Here is a 25,446-nt window from a genome sequence, read left to right as displayed (position 1 = left end):
AGTGGATTGGCAATCAGCAAGAAAAGCGTTTAAGAATTACCTAAAATTAGAGCGTTCGCTTTCAAAAAACTCCATTGAAGCTTATTTAAGGGATATTGAAAAAATTGAGCAGTTTTTAAGCTATCAAGACAAAAAAATTGAACCTTTAAAAATTAATACTCAGGATTTAAAAGATCTTATAAATTGGGTTAACGAACTTGGGATGTTAGCAACAAGCCAAGCCAGATTAATTAGCGGAATTAAATCTTTCTATAAATTTTTAATAATGGAGGATTTAATCACTAAAGATCCATCAGAACTAATTGAAGCTCCAAAAACCAGAAGAAAATTACCAGATGTTTTAACTATCGAAGAAATAGAAAATTTAATTGGCGCCTTGGATTTAAGCAAACCAGAAAACATCAGAAATAAAGCAATGCTTGAGCTTTTATATAGTAGCGGTTTACGTGTTACAGAGTTAATAGAGCTAAAAATATCCAACTATTATCCTGATGTAGAATTTGTAAAAATAACTGGAAAAGGAAATAAAGAAAGGTTGGTGCCTATCGGCGAGACTGCCATGAAACACATTGCCATTTACAGAGAAACGGTAAGGAATCATCAGGAAATAAAAAAAGGACAAGAGGATTTTATGTTTTTAAACCGAAGAGGAAATAAGCTGAGTAGGATTATGGTTTTTATGATTATTAAAGATTTAGCGTTAAAAATTGGTTTACAAAAAAACATCAGTCCCCATACATTTAGGCATTCTTTTGCTACTCATTTAATTGAAGGCGGAGCAGACTTAAGAGCAATACAAGAAATGTTAGGTCATGAAAGTATTACAACAACAGAGATTTATACGCATTTAGACAGGGATTTTTTAAAGCAGACGATAAAAGAGTTTCATCCGAGAAATTGATATTTTATTTGCCACTAATTTCACGAATCTTCATTAATCTTAATGGATAATATTAAGAATCAATTAAGATTTTTCTTTAACGAATTACCATCAAGAAAATCCTTAAATCAAGAAAATCAAGATTCAGAGGAAAATATAGCCTTAATAATCCTATCATTTTCATTTAAATCTTTAATAATTTCAGCTTTAAAACCTTTAGATTCTATAAGATTTTTGGTCTCCAAGCTTAGATTCTGATTAATCTCAAAATATAAAACTCCATTATTTTTTAAGTTGCTCAAAGCAAAATCTGTAATTTTATCATAAAAAATTAAAGGGTTTTCATCTTCCACAAATAAAGCCAAGTGAGGTTCGTGTTGTATCACCTGATTTTGCATTTCCTCCTTTTCTTTAACATCGATATACGGCGGATTACTTACAATCACATCAAATTTAGGATAATTTGAGGTTTTAATATTTAAGGCATCATCACATAAAAAATCTACTTCTACCCTATTTAGCAAAGCATTTTCTTTTGCAATCCCTAAAGCCTTTTGGCTGATATCAATGCCTGTTAATTTAGCTTGCGATAAATTCTTTTTCAAAGCAATTGGGATGCAACCGCTTCCTGTACCAATATCAATAATTTCAACAACTCCTTTATTTTTAAAGTCGTTAATAATTAAATGTACCAATTCTTCCGTTTCAGGTCTTGGAATTAAAACAGCTGGACTAACTTTAAATTTCAATCTGTAAAAATCAGCTTTAGCCAAAACATACTGAATAGGGATTTCTTGCTGTAATTTACTAAGCTGCTGCTGGTAAATTTGATATTGATCTTCATTTAAATCAACATCTATATTTGTATTGTGGATGCCAAAATCCTCCATTAACATTTTATACAATATTTCAGCTTCATCTGTTGTATAAATATGATTTAAAACGGATTTAAATAGTGTTTTATCTGCTAACAATGGAATATTATTTTTTCAAAGGTAAGCTAAAGTAAAAAGAACTTCCATTCCCTAATTCACTTTCTATCCAAAACTCACCACCGTTTTTACGTACAAACTCGTCACATAATAATATTCCTAATCCTGTACCCTTTTCCTCTTTGGTGCCGCTGGTAGTATAAAAAACACGACTTAATACCTTCGTGACCTGTTCAGAAGTCATTCCTACACCATTATCTTTAATGCAAAAAATTAGTTTATTATCTTTTTTATCAGAATTGATAACAATTTCATCTCCATGTTTAGAAAACTTGATGGCGTTGGCAATTAGGTTTCTAACTACAATAGAAATTGATTCCTCATCTGCGTAAGCAAAACGAAGGTGAATAAGATTACTAAACTTTAATTTCTTCTCATCAATCTTTTGATGTAAAACTTCAATGTTATCCTTTGTAATTTGATAAAGATCGATTTCTTTCTTATTTAATTTTTGTCCCTGCATCTGAGATTTTGCCCACATCAACAAATTGTCCATCAAATTAGCAGTATTCCTAAAATTTTTATCCAACTCATTCATAAATAAATTGAGCTCCTCATCATTTAATAAATTGCTATGATAAAGCTCCAACATACCTTTTAAAGATAAAATTGGACTTCTTAAATCATGAGAAACGATAGAAAAAAACTTACTTTTCCATTGGTTAAGCTCTTCTAGTTCCTTTTTTTGCCTGTTAATTTCTTCATTTTGCAGGGTTAAAATGTTATTGGTTTTATCCATCCTTTTACCCCTCTCAAAAATCATCCAAAGTAAGTAAACAGTTAAAATCAATAATATGATAAAGCCTAAAAGAAAATAATTTATATTCTGAATTTTAATTTCCTTTTTCAAGTTTGACTTTTTTAAGGCAATATTTTCGGTCTGCTTTTGCTGTGCACCGTAATAAACCCTAAACTCATCAAGCTGTCTGTATCTGTCTTTATTATACAAACTATCGTAAAGTTGATTATAGCTTTTCTCAATTAAAAAAGCGCTTTTATAGTTTTTACTATTTTCTGCCAAGCGTGATAAAGACTTGTAAACAGTCAGTTTTTCTTGACTTAAATTATGCAGAGTAGATAGCTGCAATCCTTTGTTTAAAAGCTGTGCTGCAGTTTTAGAATCATCAAAATTTAAATAAATGTTACCTAATAAATTAAGATTATTTACCACCTGTACAAAATCGCTAATTTGTTCTGATATTTTTATAGACATCCTGGCATCAGCCCTTGCCTGAGTATAATTACTTAAATTTTTATACGCTACCGCCCTTTCAAAATAATTTTTAGCCAACCAATTTTTATTTTTAGATTGATTAGCAATAGATTCATTAAAATATTTTATCGACTTTAAATTTTCTTCTTTCTTTAAGTAGAGAAAACCAATATTGTGAAGCACAGCGCCAATATATGGATGGTGTTGGTCGATTTTTTTTAGGTTTTGTAAAGACTGGTTAAAGATAATTAGAGATTCGTTATAATAACCTAAATTCAAAAGCAATAAACCTTTAGTGTTATTAATTTTAGCCAATAAAAATCCGTCATTAATATTTTTTGATAAGGTTAATGCTTTGTCTATTTGTGCTAAAGCAATGGTGTAGTTCTCTGCAGCATTAAAAGATGCACCAATATTATTTAAGGCTTCTGCCTGCCCTTTTTCATAATGCAAATGCTCTGCAAGCCCCAATGATATTTTAGAAAAAGTTAAAGACTGGATATAATCCTTTTCTAAAACATTGCTTGCTAGGTCATTAATTTCATCAATTACCAGTTTGCTTGGTTTCTTTTGCTGTAGTTTATCAAAAACAATACTGATAGAATCTCTATTATTTTCTCCCTTCTGAAAATTAGAATAGTCCCTTGATCCAAAAAACAAAGACCCAAATACAATTGAAAGTAAAAGTTTTAGCATTTTATATTTGAGCAATAGGTTTTATTAAACCAGTAGTGTGTAATTAGTACCTTTGGTACGTGATAACTAATGAATCGGTTTTTAAAAGAGCCATATATTTAGCAAAACTAGGTTTGGGGCATGTAAGTCCTAATCCAATGGTTGGTGCTATAATCATAGTAAAAGATAAAATTATTGGTGAAGGCTACCATCAAAAATATGGTGGACCACACGCTGAGGTAAATGCTATTAATCAAGTTCTTGAGAATTACAAAAATGCTGCCGAGCTTTTAAAAGAAGCTACAATTTACGTAACGTTAGAGCCTTGCTCGCATTTCGGAAAAACCCCACCTTGTGCAGATTTAATTATTAAACATCAAATCCCAAATGTTGTAGTTGGCTGTTTAGATCCTTTCGAAAGTGTAAATGGTAAAGGGATAGCCAAATTAAGGGCGGCCGGAATAAATGTGATAACTGGTGTTTTAGAAACAGAATGTTTAGATTTAAACAAGCGTTTTTTCACTAAAGTTTTAAAGCAAAGACCCTATGTAATATTAAAATGGGCGCAAACACGAGACGGATATTTTGCTCCAACTCTTGGTAATCAACAATGGATATCAGGGTCAGAAGCAAAAAGATTAGTACATCTATGGCGATCTCAGGAAGATTGTGTTTTAGTAGGTAAAAACACAGCATTAACAGATAATCCTCAATTAAACGTCAGATTAGTTGCAGGTAGAAACCCAATTAGGGCAGTAATAGATCAAAAATTAACTTTACCAAAAACCCTTCACCTATTTGATAACACCACTAAAACTTTTGTTTTTAATGATGTTTTAACTGATATAAAAGATAAAACCCTTTATATTTCTATCGAGGATTTTAAAAATTTTCTACCTCAATATATTCTTTTCCAGCTTTATTTACAGGATATACAATCTGTAATTATCGAGGGAGGAACTAAAACATTACAGTCTTTTATAGATGCCGATCTATGGGATGAAGCAAGAATTTTTACGGCTACAAAAATTTGGGGCGAAGGAAAAAAATCACCTAATTTAAAAGGAGAATTGATAAGTCAGGATAAAATTGGTGAGGATTTATTAACCGTTCTAAAACCATTATAATGATTTACGTCCTGATTGCTATTATTTGTAGTGTAATTGTGAGCATCAATTTTAAGCTTTTTAAAAGATATGACACCAATGCCTTCCAGGCCATTGTTTTTAACTATCCTACTGCCGCAATATTCTGCTACTTAGTTTTTAAACCTGATTTATCAATAGCACCAAATCCTACTGAATGGGGCTTGTTTATTATTATCGCTGTTCTATTAATTTCTATTTTTTATTTTATAGGTAAAAGCATTGCCACTTCTGGCATTGTGTTAACTGCAATTGCTCAGCGATTATCGCTCATCATTCCAGTTTTATCCGCTTTTTTGATATTTTCAGAAACGCCTACAATTATAAAGTTAGTAGGTTTAACATTAGGATTAGTAGCCATTTATTTCTCTAAACCATATGGAAAATTTGATTTTAAAAATATCATCAACTGGTATCCTCTAATTGTTTTTTTAGGAACCGGGATTCTTGATATACTTGTTAACTTCCTTACAAAATTAGAAACCCTAACCTTTACCGCATCATTGGTTTACATTTTTGTCATAGCTACAATTTTAGGATTTTTGAGTTTATTGGTTCAATATTTTAAAGGGAATCTAAAATTTCAGGTCAAAGCGGCATTAGCCGGAATTGTTTTGGGAATATTTAATTTTGGAAGTATTTATTTCTACATCAAAGCCTTACAAATAGAAAGTAATCAACCATCAGTCGTTTTTTCTTCTTTGGATATCGGTGTAATTGTGATGGGTTCTTTAGTGGGAATTTTGCTTTTTAAAGAAAAACTGACTAAGCTAAATAGCTTTGGTTTGTGTTTAGCGTTAATAGCAATTATCATTTTAAACTTATCAAATGTTATTTAACGATGTTTATAAAACCATCTCAAAACCTTCAGAAGGTATATTTAAAGATAAAGCAAGCAAGTTTTTAGCCTTTGCGTATCCATTTGTACAAGAGCAAGATTTAAAAAACATAATCGCTCATCTAAAAACCGAACATTCTAAAGCCAGGCATTTTTGTTTTGCCTATCGCCTTACGCCTGATAGAAACGTTTTTAGGATTAATGATGATGGTGAACCTTCTGGTACTGCAGGACGACCAATCTTAAATATTTTATTATCAACTGATTTAACCAATATTTTAGTAATAGTTGTGAGGTATTTTGGCGGGACTTTATTAGGTGTTCCCGGATTAATAAATGCATATAAAAAAGCAACTGAAGATGCAATTACACAAGCAATCATTATCGAAAAAACTGTTCAGGATATTTACCAGTTATCTTTTGATTACCTACAAATGAACGACGTGATGAAATTGGTGAAAGATGATCATCTGGAAATAATTGACCAGAATTTTGATTTAAATTGTGATATGAAAATTGCAATTAACCAATCAGGATTGAATAAAATAATTGATAAATTAGAAAAAATTGAAGCCTTAAAATCCACTTATCTTTATACGATATGAAAAGCATTTCAGAAGCAGATTTAATCATCAATGCAGATGGTAGCATTTACCACCTAAATATTTTACCGGAAGATGTAGCTGATACCATCATCACGGTTGGCGATCCTGACCGTGTGGAAGAAGTGACCAAACATTTTGATAGCATAGAACTTAAAAAAGGCAAACGTGAGTTTAAAACTCAAACCGGCTATTTAGGAAATAAAAGAATCACCGTTATTTCTACAGGGATTGGAACGGATAATATCGACATTGTTTTAAACGAATTGGATGCCTTAGTAAATATCAATTTTGAAACAAGAACTGTTAATGAAAACCTTAAAAGTTTAAATATTATTAGAGTAGGAACTTCTGGAAGTATAAGAGAAGACATTGAAGTAGGTACAATTTTAGCATCAACTCATGGATTAGGTTTGGATGCTTTAATGTCTTATTATGAAAAAGATATAAGTATAGAAGATAAATTTCTCCTCCAAACCATTACCCAACATTTACCCAAACTAAATTCACAACCTTATTTAACCTCAGGTTCAGAAATGTTATTGAAACAAATAGCTTTTGATATGCCTCAAGGAATTACAGCAACTGCTCCAGGATTTTACGCACCACAAGGCAGACAAGTAAGGGCAAAAATTTCTCAACCAAATTTGATTGAAAAACTAGGTTCTTTTCAATTAAAAAACCAACGCATTACCAATCTAGAAATGGAAACAGCCGGTATTTATGCCTTAGCAAATGCGCTTGGCCACCATGCTTTATCTGTAAACGCTATTTTGGCGCAACGCATCAAATTGCAATTTGCTACAAATCCCGAAAAAATAGTTGAAAACATGATTGTTAAAGTTTTAGAGAGGGTATAAGTTTTACATCTTTAAATTAAGGTTTTTTTCTTGTCCCGTCATATCGACTACAGGAGACATCTAATTAGCAAAGTTGCCGTCTTTCCCATGGTATGTGATTTCACAAACTTTTTAGTTTCGGTCTGTGAGGACACAGACCGAGGTTAAAGTATTAATATTTTTTCCATGGTCTGTGTCTTCACAGACCAATTTTAGTTTCGATCTGTGAGGACACAGACCGAGGTTGAAAATTTCATTCAATAAGAATAATTCAATATCGCTATTCATACTAAAATCATAATTGAATAAAAAATCCTCATTAATCAAAATAGCCTTATCTTTGCCCGCTTGAAAACACAAAATATTATTCCAGAAGACGGCTCACTACTACCTTTAATGGAAGAATTCTACACCATTCAAGGTGAAGGATTTAACTCTGGAAAGGCCGCTTATTTTATTCGTTTAGGAGGTTGTGACGTAGGTTGCCATTGGTGCGATGTAAAAGAAAGTTGGGATGCCAATTTACATCCTCTTACCTCAACAGATAAAATTGTAGAAAATGCGATCCAATATCCTGGTAAAGCAGTTGTAGTTACCGGAGGCGAACCTTTAATTTACAATTTAAATAATTTAACCCAACAATTAAAGGCAAAAGGAATAGTCACATTTATTGAAACTTCTGGTGCTTATCCGCTTTCTGGTAATTGGGATTGGATTTGTCTTTCCCCAAAAAAATTTAAAGCTCCACGTAAAGATATTGCCCCTTTTGCCAACGAATTAAAAGTAATTGTATTTAACAAAAGTGATTTTATATGGGCAGAGGAACACGCAGCAATGGTTTCACCAACTTGTAAACTTTATCTGCAACCAGAATGGTCAAAATCTGCAGAGATGACTCCTTTAATTATTAATTACGTAATGAACAATCCCAAATGGGAAATTTCGTTACAGACGCATAAATTCTTAAATATTCCGTAAATATTTATAGTTTTAGCTTTTATAACCGCTTAAATGAAACCTATTTGCTTTTTATTCCTAATGATGTTGGCTTGCCAATTGGGTTTCTCGCAAACCCAATATTCAAGCAATAACAGGTCGGCTATAAAAAGTTATGAGAAAGCCCGTTATCAATTAGATTTAAACAATTTTAAGGAGGCTGAAGACGAACTTAAAATAGCCATAAAACAGGACGAAAAATTTATTGAAGCCTACTTATTATTGGCAGATGTTTACCGGGTAACCTTTGATAATTTAAACGCAAAAGCAGCCTATAAAAATGCGTTTGCCATTAATCCTAATTTTGCTCCAGATCGTTATTTTTATTATGCAGAGAGCCAATTAAAAACTGGCGATTATCAGGAAGCAAAACAAAATTATCAGCTTTTTAAAGATAAAGCGCATCCAGCCTCAGATAAAATGGCTCTAGCAGATAAATACATAGAAGATTGTGTTTTTGCCTTAAAGGCGATAAAAAATCCAGTAAATTTTAAGCCCGAAAATTTAGGACCTGGCGTAAATACCAAAGAAGAAGAATATTTTGCTGCTTTAACAGCCGATGAAAGCACCTTGATTTTTACCCGTCAGATTAACCGTAACGAGGATTTTTATAGAAGTTTTAAAACTGATACCGGCTACACAACTGCCAAATATCTAAGTGATAACATCAATACGCCAAATTATAATGAGGGAGCTCAATGCATTTCTCCAGATGGGCAATACTTGTTCTTTACAGGCTGTAATCGGCCTGATGGATTTGGCCGTTGCGATATTTACATTTCACAAAAAGAAGGTACCAATTGGAGCAAGCCTTTAAACTTGGGTTTCCCCATTAATACCAAAGGATGGGAATCTCAACCTTCTTTATCAGCAGATGGACATACACTTTATTTTGTGAGCGATAGAAGAGGCGGTTTAGGAAGTTATGACATTTGGAAAAGCGTTTTACAAGCTGATGGAAAATGGGGAGTGCCAGATAATTTAGGTTCAACTATTAATACTCCTTTTGATGAACAGTCTCCATTTATTCATCCTGATAACAAAACTTTATATTTCTCTTCTAATGGATGGCCAGGTTTAGGAAATAAAGATATTTTCATTAGCCGTTTAGACACCTCCGGAAATTGGGGAAAGCCTCTTAATTTGGGATATCCTATCAATACTTATGGGGAAGAAAATGGTTTGACCATTAATGCTTCCGGAACAAAAGCTTTTTTCTCCTCTAACAATTTTAATGGCTTCGGAGGTTTTGACATTTATTCTTTTGATTTACCTCAAAACTTGCGACCAGAAGCTGTTAATTATGTAAAGGGAATTGTATTTGACGCAGAAACTAAGCAAAAATTAAGTGCAACCATAGAAATTATTGATCTAAAAAAATCTGAATCCATTTATGCATCTATGTCTGATGTGATTGACGGTACTTTTTTGGCCACCCTGCCAGGTAATAAAGAATACAGCATAAATGTAGCTAGAGATGGCTATTTATTTTATTCAGAAAATTTCTCGATTAAGAAAAATACTGTTGGTAAACCTATTTTACTAGAAGTGCCCTTGCAAAAAATTGCCGTAGGTAAAAAAGTAGTATTAAAAAATATCTTCTTTGATACCAATAAATTTGATCTGAAGCCCGAATCTAAAACTGAATTGGAGAAAATGATTGATTTCTTAATAGAAAATCCTAAAGTAAGTATTGAGCTTAGTGGTTACACAGATAATGTTGGCGATGATGCCTATAATCTTGAGCTTTCTAAAAACAGGGCAAAAGCAGTTTTCAACTATTTGGTTAACAATAAAATCGCCGCTAACAGATTAAGTTTTAAAGGCTACGGAAAAACCAACCCAATGTCTACCAATAGCACAGAAGAAGGTAGGGCTAATAATAGAAGAACTGAGTTTTTGATTACTAAGGTTGGTGATTAACAATTAGCAATCCGAATAATATTGAGAAAAAGTCAGGAATAACCTAATTATTATTCTTCAACTCGCCCAACTTCTCTACATCCTTCAAATCAAACGGAGTTTCCTGATAAACGAAATAATTTAACCAATTATTAAACAACAGATTCGCATGACCGGTCCAGCAAACCAGTGGCGCATTTTCAGGATCATCACCCCTATAATAATTTTGCGGAATAGCAACATCAATCCCTTTCTCCACATCCCTTACATATTCGGTGTGTAAAGTTAGCGGAGCATATTCAGAATGTCCAGTCAAATAAAACTCACGACCACCTCTTGATGAAGCAATGGCAATCCCTGCATCCTCAGATTCAGATAAAATAGTTACGTCTTTTTTACTTTCAATCTCTGATTTTAATATCGTGGTATATCTGCTATGAGGAATAAAAAATTCATCATCAAAACCCCTAAACAATGGATAACCTTTTTCTGTAGCGGTATGTTTAAAAACGCCGGAAAGCTTTTCAGCTAATTCGGTTTTTTGGATGTGATAAAAATGATAAAGTGCAGCTTGCGAGGCCCAGCAGATGTATAAAGTAGAAGTAACATGAGTTCTTGCCCAGTCAAAAATTTGGATAGCCTCCTCCCAATAATTAACCTCTTCAAATTTCAATAATTCTACCGGCGCACCCGTAATAATCATCCCATCATAATAGTTATTCTTTACGGCACTAAAACCCTTATAAAATTGCTCTAAATGCTCTTCAGAAGTGTTTTTAGAAGTATGCGAATCCAATCTTAAAAATTCTACCTCCACCTGTAATGGGTTGTTAGATAGCAACCGTACAAAATCAGTTTCGGTAGTAATTTTAATAGGCATCAAATTTAAAATCAACACCCTCATTGGGCGAATATCCTGAATATCAGCCCTTAATTCGCTCATCACAAAGATATTCTCTTCTTTTAAAAGTTCTATAGCAGGGAGATTATCTGGAATTTTTACTGGCATATCAATATTTGGTTACTCGGATTTCTTATTTCCGCAAAAATATAAAGAATAAATTAGAAGCAGCATCTCCATTAAGTAATATATCATTAACAATGGCAGTAGCATAGAAACATTATTTTTGGGCGTTTTAACACGCTTTCCGTTCATACGGCTGCAGGCCTTAATCACCAGGCCGGTATCCACTACAATCGTTAACGCAAATCCATCATAAAACTAAAATCATCGTTTCAAAATTGTAGGTTAATCATAGGCATAACAAATCTCAAAAATCACCTTCCAATTTCTATCTTAAACTAAAAGCTAAAAATGATATATTTGCCGCAATATGGGTTACGCAAAAGAAAGAGGAAAATTTGAAAAATTAACCTCAAAAATTAATGGATTGTTAATTTATGATGATAAAAGCCTGGCTATCATTACAGATATATTCGAGCAATATTCTCATTCTGTCAGGATTTTAAAAAACAAAAATCCCGAAGCTTTTACCCCACTCTATCAAAACGAATTAGAACAAGTAAAATTGGCTAAACAAGCTTTAAAACAAAGCGAAGAAGCAGACAGACAGGATAATTTCATTAAATATAGAGATGTGCTATCATCTGCTTTAAATAGCACAATCAAGGCAACCGAGGAAACTACCTAGTTTTTAATATAGCTTTAATTAGGTTTAAATACAAAATCTTCACTTCTTATAAATGGTTTTCTAATTGAATAATTTTTTAAACTCATTTTAAGTGTCCCCCGCTGGCGGTGGTTGTAGGTGGTTAGCCAACTCTATATGTGTTTAAAACATATAACTTAGTATTTACTGTCCCCTCAATAGGGGGATACCTTTCTTCCTCGGTCTGTGTCCTCACAGACAGAAACCACTAAATCTTTTTCTTCCTCGTACTGTGTCCGCACTGATCTAAACCTCTTAATTTTGTTCTACTTAGCAGATTCAAAAGACTTTATCTTCTTCCCCTAATAGCTACCACTCTTCAGTATTTTCAATTCCGGCATCTTTAGCTACAAAAACAGGATCCTTACCTAATTTCCTTTGTCGTTCATAATCCTTGAGAACTTTTAGGGCTGGCTTTCTGAGCAGCACAATAGCAACAACGTTTAACCAAGCCATAATGCCTACACCAATATCTCCTAAAGTCCAGGCTGCTTCAGCAGTTTTAATGGTTCCGTAAAAAGTAGCAACCAAAATCAATATCCTCAATAAATAGACCCATATTTTATTTCCTGATTTGTCCAGGTAACTCAAATTTGTTTCTGCAATATAGTAGTAAGCCATAATGGTAGTAAAGGCAAAAAACAATAAAGAAATAGCAATGAAACCCGCCCCTAAAGAAGGGAAATGTGATGCAATGGCTAACTGGGTATATTCTGCTCCAATTTTTGCCCCAGGTATATTTTCTACAATAAAACCTCCTGATGAGTTAAGTACATTATATTTTCCGGTAAATAAAATCATTAAAGCGGTAGCGGTACAAACAAATAAGGTATCCACATAAACTGAAAATGCCTGTACCAAACCTTGCTTGGCAGGATGACTTACCTCTGCGGCGGCGGCAGCATGCGGAGCAGTTCCTTGTCCTGCCTCATTAGAATAAATCCCTCTCTTCACTCCCCAAGCCACAGCCATTCCAAATATGCCGGCAAATGCAGGTTCTAAATCAAAAGCCGATCTGATAATGAGCGAAAATACCGAAGGAATCTGAGTAAAATTAATCCCTATAATCACCAACGACATTAAAATATAACCCCCAGCCATAAATGGTACCACAATTTCTGCCACTTTACCAATCCTTTTAACCCCACCAAATATGATGAGTCCTAATAAAATAGCCACTCCAGCACCTGTATAAGCCACTGGGATATCAAAAGCATTTTTTACACTTAAAGCGATACTATTACTTTGCACTCCCGGTAATAAAATGGCAGTACTAATTACTGTAGCAATGGCAAATACAATGGCATACCATTTAATTCCCAAACCTTTTTCTATATAGAAAGATGGGCCTCCTCGATATTGCCCATTATTTACTTGTTTATAAACCTGACCTAATGTTGCCTCTATAAATGCTGATGCACTTCCTAAAAAGGCAATCACCCACATCCAGAATACCGCACCCGGCCCTCCCATTGCAATAGCAGTAGCTACTCCAGCAATGTTTCCCGTTCCAATACGTCCAGAAATTGCAATGGCAAAAGCTTGAAAAGAACTCACTCCCTTTGCAGAACTTTTTCCATCAAAAAGTAACTTCACCATTTCTTTGAGATACCTCACCTGCAAAAAACGAGTGACTATAGAAAAGTAAATTCCTACACCCATGCATAAGATGATTAAGGCATTACTCCAAATTAAGTCGTTGATACCATTGATGATTTTGTCCATTCAGTTTGATTTTATATTATTTCTCCTAAATAAAGAATTTATTTACTCATTTAATTCATAAACCTCATTTTTTTTAAAGCGATTGAGTTAAAATTTCAACTTTTATGGTGAATTGCAGATTAAAAAGTTAAGATTTCTTTTAATAAGCGATTTTATGGTCAAGAATTAAAAATGGGGATACCTTGAAATCTAATAACTTCCCATGATATAAGTGTCCTCGGCTAGTGGGGGTTGGGAGTGGTTAGCCAAATTAGAAATATTTTTATTTAAACATAAACTTAGAGTTTACCTCCCCCTGCCCCCTCCAAAGGGGGATATCTTGCAACCGTAATAATAAAATCTTGATTTTTTAAAAGGCATTAAGTTCTGTCAAATCCTTTCCATAATATAAGTGTCCCCAGCTGGCGGGGGTTGGGGGTGGTTAGCCTTTTGAAAATAATTGCGAGTAAAAACCTGTCACGATTTCTCGGGAAAGCAATCTGTTTTAATAATGAAAACATTTCTAAGCGGATTGCAATCCTTGCTATTTGTAAATTCAAGATGCGCTATCCCTAACATTTGGAACAGCTAGGTTGGCTTATTCTGTTGTAAAGAAGTCTGCCATTAATTCTGCTTGTTTTAAAACTGTCTCAATTGCTTTTGCTTGTTTGTCTGGCGGATAACCCCATTTTGTCAAGGTTCGCTTAACAATTACCATTAGTCTTGCTCTTGCACTTTCTCTGATTGTCCAGTCTATAGTTGCGTTTGCTCTTACTTTGTCTGTAATTTCTCTTGCAATTTCTTTGAGTTGGTCGTCACCCAAAACCATTACTGCACTATCGTTTACTTCTAAAGCATTGTAAAATGCAACTTCGTCTTTTGTCAATCCAAGTCGCTCACCTTCTTTATCGGTTTCTTTAATTTCTCTTGCAATGTTGATGAGTTCTTGAATAATTTCGGCTGTTGTAAGTAAGTTATTTTGGTAGCGTTTTATTGCACCTTCCAACATTTCTAAAAGTTTTTTGCTCTTTACTAAATTAGTTTTAGAACGTGTTTTTATTTCATCATTCAATAATTTCTTCAAAAGTTCTAAAGCTAAATTTTGATGCTTCATTCCTTTTACTTCTAAAAGAAATTCATCAGATAAAATTGAAATGTCTGGTTTTTCCATACCAGCTGCTTCAAAAATATCCATCACTTTGTCGCTACTTAATGCTTTGTCAACTATTTGTTTGATTGCGGTTTCTATTTCAATATCAGATTTGCCTGTTCCTGTTCCTTCAAATTTTACAAGTCTTGCTTTTACTGCCTGAAAAAATGCAATGTCGTCTTTGATTTCCATTGCTCTTTCGTGTGGAATTGATAACGCAAAGGCTTGGCTTAACAATGTTACTTCTCTAATGAAACGAGTTTTACCATCTTCTAAACCTAAAATATGTTCTTCTGATTGCAGAATGATTGACATTTTTTCTTTTGCTTCTACATTGAAAAAACGTCTATAATTAAATTTGAAACTATTCGCATAATACGCTTCAGGTTCTTCGGCAACTATATCATTTTGTGTTCTTGCTTCTTCATTAAAAAACTGCTGAACTACTTCAAACTTTTCATTCATCAAGGCAATTGCTTTTTCTAAATCCAAAGTTGGTTCGCCTTTTCCTCCTGCATCTGAATAAAAAGACAATGCTTTTTTTAAGTCTGTTGCTATTCCTAAATAGTCAACTATCAAACCGCCTGGTTTATCTTTGAAAACACGGTTTACCCTTGCTATTGCTTGCATAAGGTTGTGTCCTCTCATTGGTTTGTCAATGTAGAGAGTATGTAAACAAGGAGCATCAAAACCAGTTAACCACATATCACGAACAATAACCAAACGCAAAGGGTCGGCAGGGTCTTTCATCCGTTCTGCTAAATTTTTACGCTGTTGTTTTGTTGTGTTGTGGCGTTGCATCTCTGGACCGTCAGCACTCGTTGAAGTCATAACAACTTTAATCGCTCCTTTACTTAAATCTTCATTGTGCCATTCGGATCTTAATGCAATAATTTCTTTATATAAATCGGCTGCAATTCTTCGGCTCATTGCTACAATCATTCCTTTGCCATCAAATACTTTTTGGCGTTCTTCAGAATGGGTTACAATGTCTTTGGCTAAATTCTTTATCCGTTCTTCATTACCTACAATTGCCTCCAATTTTGTGTATTTGGCTTTGGCTTTTTGTTGGTCGGTTATTTCTTCGTCTTCTTCAAGTTCTTTGTCAAATTCTTCAATAAGGCGTTTACCCTCTTCATCTAAATTCACTTTTGCCAAACGACTTTCGTAATATATACGAACCGTTGCACCATCGTTTACGGCTTGTAAAATATCATAAACGTCTACATACTGTCCGAAAACTTGCGGAGTATTTACATCTGTGCCTTCAATCGGTGTGCCTGTAAAGCCTATGTATGTGGCGTTTGGCAAAGCATCCCGCATATATTTGGCAAAGCCATACGCAATACGTTCTCCAATTTTTTCTTTTGTTTCTTTGTCTTTTACTTCTTTGATGGATGCTTCAAAACCATATTGTGTTCTGTGGGCTTCGTCCGCTATTACTACAATGTTTTTTCGTTCCGAAAGTTGCTCGTAAACAGATTTTTGGTCTTCGGGCAGGAACTTTTGAATGGTGGCAAACACAATTCCACCGCTTGCCACTTTTAGTAATTCTTTTAAATGCGCTCTGTCTTTGGCTTGAACAGGTTCTTGTCTTAGTAATTGTTTTGAGTTTGCAAACGTGTCAAATAATTGGTCGTCCAAATCATTACGGTCTGTAATTACTAAAATGGTTGGGTTTTGCATTTCGGGCGCTGTAATCAGTTTGCCAGAATAAAAAACCATACTTAAACTTTTACCCGAACCTTGTGTATGCCAAACCACACCACCTTTTTTGTCTCCGTTTGCTCCTGATGCAATTATAGAAGATTGCACCGCTTTGTTTACAGCGTAATATTGATGATAAGCTGCTAATTTTTTTACGGTTTCTATTTGTGTAATTCCTGTTTTTGCATCTTCCTTCTTACTCTTTTCAAATACTATGAAATTACGAACCAAATCTAAAAGGGTAGAAGGGTTCAACATTCCTTTAAGCAATATTTCTAATTGTGGAATAAATCGTGATGCTTCTTTTTTTCCGTCTGCTGTTTTCCAAGTCATAAAACGACTGAACCCTGCCGAAACACTTCCTGCTTTACATTCCATTCCGTCTGATATTACGCAAATGGCATTATATGTAAACAAACTTGGAATAGTTGATTTGTAAGTTTGCAATTGGTCAAACGCTTTTCGCATTGTGGCGTTTTCGTCTGCCGCATTTTTTAATTCAATAACTACTAATGGCAAACCGTTTACAAAAAGTAAAACATCTGGGCGTTTGTTCTGATTTTTCTCAACAATAATATATTGATTGACAACTAAAAATGTATTGTTAAACGGATTTTCGAAATCTACCAATGCCACTTCATAGCTACGTTCAAAGCCATCTTGTTGATAAGGTATTTTTACTTTTTCTACTAATAGTTGATGAAAAGTTTCGTTGTTGTGCAATAATTCAGGCGAATAAATCCGCAAAACTTTTTGAATAGCTTGTTCTTGTGCATCTTGTGGAATGTTCGGATTTAAAACTGAAACCGATTTACGTAAACGGTCAACTAAAACAATTTGCTCAAAACTTTCTCTTTCCGTTGCTTCTGCACCCGGAGCAATAGACAAGCCGTGAACATACTCCCAACCCATAGATTGAAGCACTTCTAATGCAAAGGTTTCTATTTTATCTTCTGTGATTGGTTTCATTTACAAAGCTCGTCTTTATTTTCAACACAATATTTTTCAACTTCTTTTAACCAGCTATCATACCAGTACCAGAAATTTGCTACTAATACTCCAAAACTCTTGCCCTCATTTTTTGCATCAAGAGCTTTCCAAAGTTGAGTATGTTGGTACATCCCAAATTTTTTGTACCCCTTACCTTTCATTATTTTAATGATTTCTGCTGGCAGATGTTTTGGTTTTTCTCTATCTCTAATAATTCTATATTCTTTATTTAAACCAGCAGCTTCGGGTGAATCTGCTTTTATAAACTCTATTACTTTATCTGCTTGCCCTTTGGTATTGGCTGTTTTTGGGACATACAAAACACGATATGAGTATTGTGGATTGTTGTAATCAGCATCGGAGACACTATCATCAAAATCATTAATGTAAGAGGCAATACTTTTAGGCAAATCTGTAAACTCATTTAGTTGTTTTCCGTGTTCCTCCGATATTGAAGAAAATTGTAAAGAAAACGATAAATATTTATCAATACCATAGTTTACGCCAAACAAACTTTTTACATAGTGATTGTAATTGAGGCAACAGGCCTGAAATCTTGCGCTGAGATAATCATCAATTCTTGTTGTCATTTGATGTTCTATTTCGTGTCTAAGCCCAATTAGAAATTTAAGATTAGCTTTAGGAACACTTTCAATTGGACAATTATCATCGTTTAAACACCTTTCTAATTCCCAAAATTTAAAAGCACCTCTCGAAGTTTTATCATACTTCTTGATTTTTGGACCTTGCTTATAATATCTATAATCAATTCTCTTATCCTTATAATAAGCGTGTAAAAAGTATGTCCAAGAAATATTTGCTAAAACGATAAAACTTTCGGATTTAAAGGCAATATTGGGATTATTAAAAATTTGGACGGCACAAAGCATTGCTTCCCTTGATTTGGTCAAGAGTTCTTCTTTGATTGAATACAATTTTCGTTGCCTTTTTGACATAATTTATAAATCTACCCTTACCTCACCATTCATCAACTTTGGCAACAAAGTATTTCTTATTTGGGTTAAGGTGCGGATTTGTTTATGATTATCAATCAATTTATCAATCATCGGGGTAATTCTTTCATTGTATTGGTCAAATAATTCTTTTGGAGGAATTGAAATCATTGCTTGTTGCAAATGCACTCTTTGAATATGTCCCATAGTTGTTGACTTAGATTCTGCAATAACTTTAAATTCGGGCAAATGATGCTTAGTTGCCAAATAATAAAACCATTTTGGATATTTTTTTGACGAAACTTTAAATAAATGCTGATTTAATGCACCTTCTCCACCTGTCCAAAACACAACTTCTAAGCTTCCACTCCAAGAAAACAAAACATCACCATCTTGAACAATATATTGCAATGGAATATCTCTGCTGCATTTATCTGAATTTTCAGAAATGCCTTGTTTCATTTCTCTAATTTTGATTACGGGTAGATAATCAATTTTAGCAGGAAATTTTTGCAAAGCTAAACCATTCAAATAATCTGTAATTTCGGGTAAACTTTTCTCTTCCCAACTCTCCTCCGCTTCTTCCACAAACCACTGCCTAAAAAGCGTTTCAGCCAATTGCTCTAATGTTTTGTTTTGGCGGTGTAGCAGGTCTATTTTATCATCTAAACTGCTAAGGATGGTGGCAATTGCGGTTTGTTCTTGTAAGGGTGGTAAGAGAATATCAATCGATTTGATTTCTTCAAAATTGATGTTAGGCTGTGCCGATTGCCCAGACATATTATTTACAAAATCAATAACACTTTTTTGTCTTAAATAGTAATGAATAAATTTAGGTTTAGCTTTTTCTTGATTTAATCGAATAATTGCTAATGCCTGATTTGTATTTGCAGGAAGCATATCTTCTGTAACCAAACCATTCTTGCCAAGATAAATCCCTGCCATTGAATACAGAATGTCGTCTTTTGCTAATTGAGAACGTTTTAATTTTTGATGCACTGCCTCATCAATAAAAACAAAAGTTGATTTATCAATTTTACCATCATAGCTTACGGCTTCAGACTTTATATAATTGATTCCCTTATTAATGAATTTTCCTCCTAATGAGGATGGTGTTGTCCCTTTGGTAATAAGTTTTGTTACATCACCCAATTTACATTCCTTCCACTTACTATACAACTCAATCCCCACACGGTCAATATGGTCTTTTAAATCAGGTTCTTTTATGCTGTGGTAGTTTATCAAATCAATTTTATGGGTAATGCCATTTTCTTCAAATGCCACACTCATCGCAATAATATCATCGGTGGTTAGTTCTTGACCTTTTATGGCAATATCAATATCGCTATCAGGTCGGTAATTGCCTTTGGCTCTGCTACCAAAAACAAGGGCTTTATCCACTTTTGAGTGTTGCTCAAAAACGGCTATAAGTTTATCAATAATATGTTGCTCCAATCCAAATTTCATTCGGTGTCGTTTGGGTTAAAAAGGTTTTTCTCTTCGTTTATTTTTTCTAATTGTAAACGAGTTTCTAACTGAATGAACAAATCGTGGTAAGTATCTAAAATATTTTCGGCAATGTCGTCTGCTGTTTCACCATCGTAACTGTGTGAAGTTAAATCACGGGATTTCTTCATTGCTTTCCACGCTTCTTCACCTTTAATAATGCCATCTTCTAGAGCCTGTGTAATAATTACATTTGGACCACCATTGTCATTGGGGCGGTTGTGGTGTCGCAAATAATCTTGCAAGGTTTTCCATGCCAAATCAAAAGTAAATTCAAAACCTTGTATCAAGCCTTGTTGTTCCAAGTCTGATAAGTCTCTTTCTTCTGCCAAAGCCACAGCTTCGCCAAGTCTTGCTAAGGCTTTTCGGTAATTATTAAACCGCTGTATCCAGCGTATATCTTCGTTAGCCATTGGTTGGTTGTGTGCTTGTCCAATTAATAATTATTTGTTTACCATCATCGAAAACCCTGAATCCAAGGCTTTTCTTTTTCAAAACTTCGGTTCCTTTAAACGTAAAGGATTTTGCAAATGGTTTGCTTTCGTGTTTAATATTGACAATCAAAGTGTCAAATGAAGAAATCCCATCAAGGTGAACTCTATAATTCACTGATGTTTCTTGCCTAGTTGATGGTCTTATAGTTCTGTTTCTAATTATCTCAGCCATTTACAGGTAGTTTTATTTTTGATAAATTTTCAGTAATCTTCTTATTCAAATCTGCCTCTTCGGCAATTTGTTTTTCCAGTTCTGTTTTCAATGAAGTAAAGCGTTCAACAAAATCAAAATAATCGTCTTCATCTGCCAGTCCAACATATCTACCCGGAGTTAGCACATAATTTAGTTTTGCCACTTCTTCAATAGTTGCCACTTTGCAAAAACCAGCTACATCTTCATAATCTCCATCTGGGTTACGCCAGTTGTGGTAAGTGCTTGTTATTAAATTTATATCACCTTCGCTTAAATCACGGTTTTTGCGGTTTATTAAAAAGCCCATATTTCTGGCATCAATAAACAAGATTTCGTTTTCACGTTTTCTAAAACCACCATTGATTTTGTTCCGCGATAAAAACCATAAACAAGCTGGTATTTGTGTATTTAGAAATAATTTGGTCGGCAGGTTTACAATACAATCCACCAATCCTTTTTCAACCAAGGCTTTTCTTATGTCACCTTCGCCAGTTGTGTGGGTTGTTAATGCACCTTTAGATAAAACAAACCCTGCTTGCCCTGTTGGTGCTAAATGATACAAGAAATGTTGTATCCAAGCATAGTTTGCGTTTCCAGTTGGAGGTGTTAATTTTTCGCCCAACACTTTCCATCTTGCATCATCACGTAATAGTTCACCACTCCAGTCGCTATCATTAAACGGTGGGTTGGCAATAATATAATCGGCTTTTAAATCTTTGTGTGCATCGTTCAAAAAGGAACCTTCATTGTTCCATTTTACATTACTGCTATCAATGCCACGAATGGATAAATTCATTTTTGCCAAACGCCAAGTCGTTTGGTTGCTCTCTTGTCCATAAATGGAAATGCGGTCGGCAGGATTTAATGCTAACCCAACTTTCCCTTTTTTCTTGTAATTGTCTTGATGAGATTTGATGAATTTTTCGCTTTGCACAAACATTCCTCCACTACCACAACAAGGGTCAAAAACTCGTCCTTCATAAGGTTCAAGCATTTCAACCAACAATTTCACAACGCTTTGCGGTGTGTAAAACTGTCCGCCTTTTTTTCCTTCTGCCAATGCAAATTCGCCCAAGAAAAATTCAAATACTTGACCAAGTAAATCTTTGCTTTGTGCTTCTTTTGTTCCCAAAGTTGCAGAGCCAACAAGGTTTACCAGTCCGCCTAAACTGGCTTTGTCAAGTTTTTCTTGTGCAAATACTTTTGGTAAAACACCACGCAAAGAAGGGTTGTCTTTTTCAATAGCGTCCATTGCATCGTCAATGTCTTTCCCAATGGTCGGTTGTGTTGCTCTGCCTTGTATGTAAGTCCAGCGAGCCATAACAGGAACGAAAAATATTTTGTCTGCCAAGTATTCGTTTTTGTCTTCGGGGTCTGCACCTTCGCTTTTTTGAGCAACTAATTTTTGGTATTGTTCTTCAAAAGCGTCTGATATATATTTCAGGAATATCAAACCCAAAGCAACATGTTTGTACTCGGCAGCATCCATATTTTTACGGAGCTTGTCGGCTGCTTTCCAGAGTTTTTTCTCTAGTGGTTCTTCTGTTTCAACTTTTTGTTTGGCCATTATAAATTAGAATGTGATATCATTTGATTTAAAAAAAGAAAAGATAATTTCCTCATGATATACTTTAGAAAAGTAATTAGTCATCATTATTCCACGCATAGGTTTATTTAGGCTAACAAATTAGCTTAATCTATAATCTAAACCAAAAAAATATTGCTTTAGGTGAAAAATACTAGATTAAATTCATCCTATAGGTTTTGCAACAGGGATGGTAATTAAAATTTTGAAAAAATTTGCCCGCAGGGCCGCAGCGATAGCGGAGTAATGAACAGCCCGGCTGTTGCCCTTAAAATTCTTTTCATTATTACCTATAAATTAATTTTATTGACTCAATAGTTAACTACAGCACAAAATACCTAAACCATAGGATAACTATAGGATAACCATAAGAGAACCATAGGATAACTATAAAAAAGCGTAAGCCTAAATTTGTTTTATTTTAAAAACGGATTTGAAAAACAGGATAATGAAAATATACTCCTAAAGAAAGTTTGTGATAAAACTCAATTGAGATAGATTAGCTTATAGTTGTGGAATAATCTGACAAATAATTTCTGTACATAAATTTATTCTTAAAACAGGCTGGCATCCTAAAAAACATAAAGCACAAAAAAACCGCCCCAAACTTAACTGAAGCGGCTTTAAATAAATTAAATAAGATTATAGTATCAATAAAATAATGATGATTACTAATAAAGCAGTTACAGAAAGATAAATACCACCATTGCTAATTGCATTGGCTTGTTTTTTCATATCTCTTAATTCTGTTCTTAATTCTTGTTTTTGAGTACGGGTTAGGTTAGACCTATCCATGTTTCTGATTTCTTCTACTCTATTGGTCAATTTTAATAACTGAGTTTGTTGTTGCTCTGTTAATGGCTGATTATCCTTTTTAGTGTCAGCTGAAGCTACATTTACACTTCCAATTAATAAAAAGAATGATAATGCTACGTAAATTAATTTTTTCATGTGTTTTGTTTTATGGGGTTAATTATGTTTAGCATAGAATAAAAATTAAGCCAAAATTAAATTGTAGCGTTTAAGGTTAATTTATAAAGGATTGGTTATTTATAAATTTAGATTTGTCTGTTTAAAAGTACAGTTTAATTGAGTATTACTTGTTGATGCGGATTTTGTAATGCAAAATCAAATATCAGCTTTTCTATAAACTGGTAGGATGGATAAGGTTGCAACAGAGATTTAGCTTTTTCTAAATTATCTGGTAATTGATGCTCTGGTAAGTAACCCATTCCGTAGAAAATGCCTTTTTCCATTAGGATACAGCTTTTTTCTAATCGGTTTCTGCCGTTATCTATAATTAAAAACGAAGGTAAACCTTGCATTAAATGTCCTATTAAGGTATTTACTTTTTGGTTATAATCTGCTACATTATCCTTTTGTGCACAGATACAATTACCTGCCAATAATGCGATGCAATCTTCGGTGGTCTTTTGCAGGTTGCACATTTTAGGGCAAAGTCCGTATTCTTCACACCATTTGCGTAACAGCGATTGAGATTCGGCCAGGGAATTAAATAAATAAGTAGGTTTTAAATTCTTGATCTTTTTACCTACGCCAAACCTTAAAAATCCTTTTTGGTCTTCATAAAGATAAAGGCAATGCCTCCTTTCTGGTTTCTTTGCGGCACTATTATTTGCTGGCCACAGGCGTTTAATTTCGATGTTCTCCAAAATCATGGCCTGTAACTCGGTACCACAAACCTGATGAGAAATCTTCCGGATCTCTCTTAAAAAATCTTGTTTATTTCTATGCGGACTATTGTTAGAAAAATGGCTTAAAATCCTTCGATATAGGTTTTTAGCTTTCCCCACATAGATAATTTTATCCTTTTTATCCTTAAAATAATACACTCCGGGTTGTCTTGGGATATTTTCTATCTGGCTTCTAGAGATAAATGGTGGCAAAGCTTCTTCTTTCGCCTTTGCCTTTAAAGCTTCCTGGATATATCCGTTTTCATCTGCTTGCACCATCATTTTAAAAATGGTAGCTGTTGCAAATGCATCGCCCGCAGCCCGGTGTCGGTTTTGGATAGGAACATTTAAACTCCTGCTCAATTTACCTAAACTGTATGAGGGTAAACCAGGAAATATTTTTCGGGCCAACCTTACCGTACATAATTTTTTATTGCCTAAAGTATAGCCTTCTTTTTTAAGGTGATGGTTTACAAAAGAATAATCGAAATTGACGTTATGGGCAACAAATATCTTTTGATCTAGCAGTTCGAATATGCGAGGGGCAACTTCCTCAAATGATGGCGCTTTACTCACCATCTCGTTTGTAATGCCCGTTAGGCTTTGTATAAAAATGGGTATTTCCTGAAAAGGATTGATTAAGGTTTGATATTCTTCGATTATATTTTCCCCATTATGGATAAAAATAGCAATCTCTGTCATACCATGGGCACTGGCATGACCTCCGGTAGTCTCGATATCTACAATTGCATACAAATTATCCATTGCCCAAAACTAGTACATTTCGCTAATATTCTTAGCAATTAAATTCAAAAATCTTTAGGAACGAATTTCGTTTTTATTTATATCTTCACCCGATTTATTTTTAACGTATGAAATTTAAGGTAATTTTAACATTAGGCTTAGCAGCCAGCACTTTATTTGCAAACGCACAAAGCAAAAAAGCAAAACAAAAAGCTAAAGAAACTATGGAAGAAAGCGCACCAGCACCAATGTCGGAATTAGATTCTGCAAGTTATTCTTTTGGATTAAAAATAGCTATGGGCTTAAAATCTGATGGGGTAAAAAGTTTAAACTACGCTTTACTGAGCCAGGCAATGGATGATGTTTTTAACGACAAAACTTTAAAAGTAACTGACGAACAAGCCGGACCAACCATCAGCAGCTTTTTAAAGAAAATCAGCGAGTCTAAATTTGCAGCAGCAAAAGATTCGGGAATCACTTTTTTAAACAATAACAAAAAGAACCCAAAGATAACCAGTTTACCTAGCGGCTTACAATACGAAGTAATTACCATGGGAACGGGCGCAAAACCAGCAGCAACAGATGAGGTTACCGTAAATTACAGAGGAACTTTAGTAGATGGAAAACAATTTGATAGTTCTTACGATAGAAACGAGCCTTTAACTTTACCATTAAACAACGTAATACCAGGATGGACAGAAGGCGTTCAGTTAATGCCAATTGGTTCTAAATTCCGTTTTTACATTCCTTATGAATTAGGTTATGGAGAGCGTGGAGCAGGTCAAGACATTCCACCTTACAGCACTTTAATTTTTGATATCGAATTATTGAAGATTGGTAAATAACTTTTAAGATCTTATTTTAAAAAGGGCTGCTTTTAGTGGCCCTTTTTTTTGTGGGGGGAAATGTGGGGATTTTCATTTGTTTGAATTTTTTATTTGATTAAATTTTTCTTTTGTCTGAATCTTGATGAA

At 34.1% G+C, this 25,446-nt stretch carries 21 protein-coding genes; 9 read left to right on the top strand and 12 right to left on the bottom strand.

The window, feature by feature from the left end; genetic code table 11:
• Position 1 precedes the first annotated feature (1 nt).
• Positions 2–901, top strand: a complete 900-nt coding sequence (gene xerD / locus A5893_RS08880) for a site-specific tyrosine recombinase XerD (protein WP_068822216.1) — start codon at positions 2–4, stop codon at positions 899–901.
• Between the two features lie 116 nt (positions 902–1,017).
• Here the strand turns inward: xerD and prmC are convergent, their stop codons facing one another.
• Together prmC and A5893_RS08870 are read right to left on the bottom strand one after the other, a co-directional pair.
• On the bottom strand, positions 1,018–1,854 hold the full coding sequence (gene prmC, locus A5893_RS08875) for a peptide chain release factor N(5)-glutamine methyltransferase (protein ID WP_094336717.1): 837 nt from the start codon (positions 1,852–1,854) through the stop codon (positions 1,018–1,020).
• A 7-nt stretch (positions 1,855–1,861) separates the two neighbouring features.
• Entirely contained in the window at positions 1,862–3,781 is a 1,920-nt protein-coding gene (locus tag A5893_RS08870) for a tetratricopeptide repeat-containing sensor histidine kinase (RefSeq protein ID WP_068822214.1), read from the bottom strand.
• Between the two features lie 62 nt (positions 3,782–3,843).
• On the opposite strand from A5893_RS08870, the gene ribD reads away from it, so the two are divergent.
• From ribD to A5893_RS08840, 6 genes are all read left to right on the top strand, one after another.
• Positions 3,844–4,887, top strand: a complete 1,044-nt coding sequence (gene ribD, locus A5893_RS08865; RefSeq protein WP_068822546.1) for a bifunctional diaminohydroxyphosphoribosylaminopyrimidine deaminase/5-amino-6-(5-phosphoribosylamino)uracil reductase RibD — start codon at positions 3,844–3,846, stop codon at positions 4,885–4,887.
• Positions 4,887–5,744, top strand: coding sequence for a DMT family transporter (locus A5893_RS08860; RefSeq protein WP_068822213.1), 858 nt, complete (start codon positions 4,887–4,889; stop codon positions 5,742–5,744). The genes ribD and A5893_RS08860 overlap by 1 nt, the downstream gene beginning before the upstream one ends.
• Complete coding sequence (locus A5893_RS08855; protein WP_068822212.1) at positions 5,734–6,348, top strand: IMPACT family protein; 615 nt, start codon at positions 5,734–5,736, stop codon at positions 6,346–6,348. Before A5893_RS08860 ends, A5893_RS08855 begins: the two co-directional genes overlap by 11 nt.
• Entirely contained in the window at positions 6,345–7,205 is an 861-nt protein-coding gene (locus A5893_RS08850; RefSeq protein WP_068822211.1) for a nucleoside phosphorylase, read from the top strand. The genes A5893_RS08855 and A5893_RS08850 overlap by 4 nt, the downstream gene beginning before the upstream one ends.
• A 375-nt stretch (positions 7,206–7,580) precedes the next feature.
• Complete coding sequence (locus tag A5893_RS08845; RefSeq protein ID WP_068822545.1) at positions 7,581–8,162, top strand: 7-carboxy-7-deazaguanine synthase QueE; 582 nt, start codon at positions 7,581–7,583, stop codon at positions 8,160–8,162.
• A 33-nt stretch (positions 8,163–8,195) separates the two neighbouring features.
• Positions 8,196–10,103 (top strand): OmpA family protein, encoded by a 1,908-nt coding sequence (locus tag A5893_RS08840; protein ID WP_068822210.1) that lies wholly within the window; start codon positions 8,196–8,198, stop codon positions 10,101–10,103.
• Between the two features lie 43 nt (positions 10,104–10,146).
• On the opposite strand, the gene metA is transcribed toward A5893_RS08840, so the two are convergent.
• Positions 10,147–11,091, bottom strand: coding sequence for a homoserine O-acetyltransferase MetA (gene metA, locus A5893_RS08835; protein WP_068822209.1), 945 nt, complete (start codon positions 11,089–11,091; stop codon positions 10,147–10,149).
• 325 nt (positions 11,092–11,416) lie between these two features.
• On the opposite strand from metA, the gene A5893_RS08830 reads away from it, so the two are divergent.
• Entirely contained in the window at positions 11,417–11,734 is a 318-nt protein-coding gene (locus tag A5893_RS08830; RefSeq protein ID WP_068822208.1) for a hypothetical protein, read from the top strand.
• A gap of 327 nt (positions 11,735–12,061) precedes the next feature.
• Here the strand turns inward: A5893_RS08830 and A5893_RS08825 are convergent, their stop codons facing one another.
• From A5893_RS08825 to A5893_RS08785, 9 genes are all read right to left on the bottom strand, one after another.
• Positions 12,062–13,477, bottom strand: a complete 1,416-nt coding sequence (locus A5893_RS08825; RefSeq protein ID WP_068822207.1) for an alanine/glycine:cation symporter family protein — start codon at positions 13,475–13,477, stop codon at positions 12,062–12,064.
• Positions 13,478–14,054: 577 nt separating this feature from the next.
• Entirely contained in the window at positions 14,055–17,282 is a 3,228-nt protein-coding gene (locus tag A5893_RS08820) for a type I restriction endonuclease subunit R (RefSeq protein WP_068822206.1), read from the bottom strand.
• Positions 17,279–18,259, bottom strand: a complete 981-nt coding sequence (locus A5893_RS08815) for a DUF3644 domain-containing protein (RefSeq protein WP_068822205.1) — start codon at positions 18,257–18,259, stop codon at positions 17,279–17,281. Before A5893_RS08815 ends, A5893_RS08820 begins: the two co-directional genes overlap by 4 nt.
• Positions 18,260–18,262: 3 nt before the next feature.
• Positions 18,263–19,723, bottom strand: coding sequence for a restriction endonuclease subunit S (locus A5893_RS17460; RefSeq protein ID WP_082911383.1), 1,461 nt, complete (start codon positions 19,721–19,723; stop codon positions 18,263–18,265).
• Positions 19,720–20,175, bottom strand: a complete 456-nt coding sequence (locus tag A5893_RS08805) for a nucleotidyltransferase substrate binding protein (protein WP_068822204.1) — start codon at positions 20,173–20,175, stop codon at positions 19,720–19,722. The genes A5893_RS17460 and A5893_RS08805 overlap by 4 nt, the downstream gene beginning before the upstream one ends.
• Positions 20,168–20,428, bottom strand: a complete 261-nt coding sequence (locus A5893_RS08800; protein ID WP_068822203.1) for a hypothetical protein — start codon at positions 20,426–20,428, stop codon at positions 20,168–20,170. The genes A5893_RS08805 and A5893_RS08800 overlap by 8 nt, the downstream gene beginning before the upstream one ends.
• A complete protein-coding gene (locus tag A5893_RS08795) occupies positions 20,421–22,016 on the bottom strand; it encodes a type I restriction-modification system subunit M (RefSeq protein ID WP_068822202.1) in 1,596 nt (531 codons plus the stop codon). The genes A5893_RS08800 and A5893_RS08795 overlap by 8 nt, the downstream gene beginning before the upstream one ends.
• A gap of 660 nt (positions 22,017–22,676) precedes the next feature.
• Complete coding sequence (locus A5893_RS08790; protein WP_068822201.1) at positions 22,677–22,985, bottom strand: hypothetical protein; 309 nt, start codon at positions 22,983–22,985, stop codon at positions 22,677–22,679.
• Between the two features lie 134 nt (positions 22,986–23,119).
• Positions 23,120–24,493 carry an exonuclease domain-containing protein gene (locus A5893_RS08785; protein WP_068822200.1) on the bottom strand — a complete coding sequence of 458 codons (1,374 nt, stop codon included), beginning with the start codon at positions 24,491–24,493 and terminating at the stop codon, positions 23,120–23,122.
• Positions 24,494–24,600: 107 nt separating this feature from the next.
• Here A5893_RS08785 and A5893_RS08780 point away from each other — a divergent pair, with 107 nt between their 5' ends.
• Complete coding sequence (locus tag A5893_RS08780; protein WP_068822199.1) at positions 24,601–25,317, top strand: FKBP-type peptidyl-prolyl cis-trans isomerase; 717 nt, start codon at positions 24,601–24,603, stop codon at positions 25,315–25,317.
• Positions 25,318–25,446 lie beyond the last annotated feature (129 nt).

It is taken from the genome of Pedobacter psychrophilus (genome assembly GCF_001652725.1).
Lineage (GTDB): Bacteria > Bacteroidota > Bacteroidia > Sphingobacteriales > Sphingobacteriaceae > Pseudopedobacter > Pseudopedobacter psychrophilus.
Note: the sequence above shows the minus strand (reverse complement) of the source record. Positions and strands in the feature narration are given on the sequence as shown.